The 1,970-nt window shown below is 74.4% G+C and carries 2 protein-coding genes and 1 pseudogene; 1 reads left to right on the top strand and 2 read right to left on the bottom strand.

Features of this window, described 5'->3' with window-relative positions:
* A pseudogene (locus GH736_RS22000) lies at window positions 1–342 on the bottom strand (2-dehydro-3-deoxyphosphogluconate aldolase); the annotation flags it as partial.
* Window positions 339–1,295 (bottom strand): sugar kinase, encoded by a 957-nt coding sequence (locus tag GH736_RS21995; protein WP_235934631.1) that lies wholly within the window; start codon window positions 1,293–1,295, stop codon window positions 339–341. The gene GH736_RS21995 and the pseudogene GH736_RS22000, both read right to left, overlap by 4 nt.
* 77 nt (window positions 1,296–1,372) lie before the next feature.
* Between GH736_RS21995 and GH736_RS21990 the strand changes: the two genes are divergently transcribed.
* A partial coding sequence (locus tag GH736_RS21990; protein WP_203230906.1) for an alanine racemase occupies window positions 1,373–1,970 on the top strand: 598 nt, incomplete at its 3' end.

Here is a 1,970-nt window from a genome sequence, read left to right as displayed (position 1 = left end):
CGGCAGGCCTGCAGTGGCCGACGCCCGCACGACGTCGGCGTCGAATCCGGGGCTGATTGTGAAGGCGGCGCCGGCGGATGCCGCGAGCTCGACGTGCCGCGTCGACACCACGGTGCCCGCGCCCACGAGCCGCCCCTCGGCGCGGCCGGCCTCCGCCACCGCGGCGAGCGCGTCGACGTCCGCCTCGGACTGGATGGGCAGCTCGACCGCCTCGATGCCGAGCTCCCACGCGCGGCGCGCCAGCTCGACACTGCGGTCGACGCCGAGTCCGCGGAAGATCGCCATGAGCGGGCGCCCGGCGAGGATCCGGTCGAAGTCGGAATTGGTGACGTTGGCGGTCATGCCTGGTCCTCTCGGGGGCTCCTGGGGAAGTCGGCCGTGTCGGCGAGCACGAGCACCGCTCGCGCGTGCCCGGCGGCGAGGCGGTCGGCGGATGCCGCGCCGTCGAGCCAGGCGTGCAGGTAGCCGGCTGCGAACGCATCGCCCGCCCCGACGGGCTCGACGAGCTCCACGGTGAGCGCCGGCACGTGGACGACGTCGTCGCCGCCGTCGTCGCCCCGGGCGAACTCCGTCGCACCCACCGCACCGTCCTTCACCACGAGCACGGCCGGCTCGGGCAGGAGCGCGCGCACCGCATCGACGCCCGACACGCCCCAGAGGCCCTCGGCCTCGTCGCGTCCGACGAGCGCGACGGTGGCGCGAGCGGCCAGGTCGCGCAGGCGCTGCGCCGCGGCATCCGTCGACGGCCAGAGCGCGGCCCGATGGTTGACGTCGAAGCTGACCGGGACGTCGTGCCCTGCTGCGGCATCGAACAACGCATCGACGAGCGCGTCGCACGAGGCCGAGAGCGCGGGCGTGATGCCGCTGACGTGGAGGAGCCGCACCCGGTCGAGCGGAAGCGCCGACACGTCGCCCGGACCGAGCCGGGACGCCGCCGAGCCGGCGCGGTAGTAGTCGACGCCTCGGCCCGGGTCCTTGACGTACAGGCCGGTCGGCGCACCGGCGTCCACCGTCACCCATCGCGTGTCGACGCCACGCTCGGCGAGCTGGCGCACGACCCGACGACCGAGCGCGTCATCGCCCACGGCGCCGGCCCAGGCCGCGCGGCGCCCGAGCGCGACCAGGTGGGAGGCCACGTTCGCCTCGGCACCGCCCGCGTCGATGTGGAAGTCGACCGCGGTCTCGAGGGACTCGGCGCGCGACGGGGCGACGAGCGCCATGGTCTCGCCCACGGCGAGGACGTCGGGTGCGGGATGTACCCGACCATCGTCGCTCATGCGGCCATCGTCGCTCATGTGGCCATCGTTGCTGGTGTGCAGATATGATGCAATCCGGTTGCAACATACGCAACATCTTCGGGAGAGGAATCCGGATGCCGCGTCGAATCGACGACCTCGCCGACGAGGTGCTCGCTGCGAGCGACACCGGGCTCCCGCGGCGAGCCGCCGGCCTGACGGTGCGCGACTTCCTCGCCACCGAACCGCGCCTCGAGGAGTTCTGGACGCCGATCACCGTGCTCGACGGCGCGGCCCTGCGCCGCAACGCCGACACCATCCAGGGCTGGGCCGCGGCCCACGGCATGGAGCTCATGCCGCACGGCAAGACCACGATGGCGCCCGCGCTCTGGCGGCTGCAGCTCGACGCCGGCGCGACCGGGCTCACCCTCGCGACGCCCGGCCAGGTGCGCACGGCGCGCGGGTTCGGCATCTCCGCCATCATGCTCGCCAATGCCCTCGTCGCGCCCGACGCCCTCGCGTTCGTCGCGGGGGAGCTCGACGACCCGGCGTTCGCGTTCACGTGCTGGGTCGACTCGCTCGAGACGGTCGACGCCATGGAACGCGGCATCGCGGCATCCGGCATCACCCCGCCCCGGCCGATCGACGTGCTCGTCGAGCTCGGCGCCTCCGGTGGGCGCACGGGCGCCCGCTCCCTCGACGCGGCCGAGGCCGTCGCCCGTCGCGTCGCCGCGT

Source organism: Agromyces humi, from assembly GCF_009720255.1.
GTDB classification, from domain to species: Bacteria; Actinomycetota; Actinomycetes; order Actinomycetales; family Microbacteriaceae; genus Agromyces; species Agromyces humi.
The sequence above is the reverse complement of the archived record's forward strand: the minus strand, read 5'-3'. Positions and strand labels throughout refer to the sequence as shown.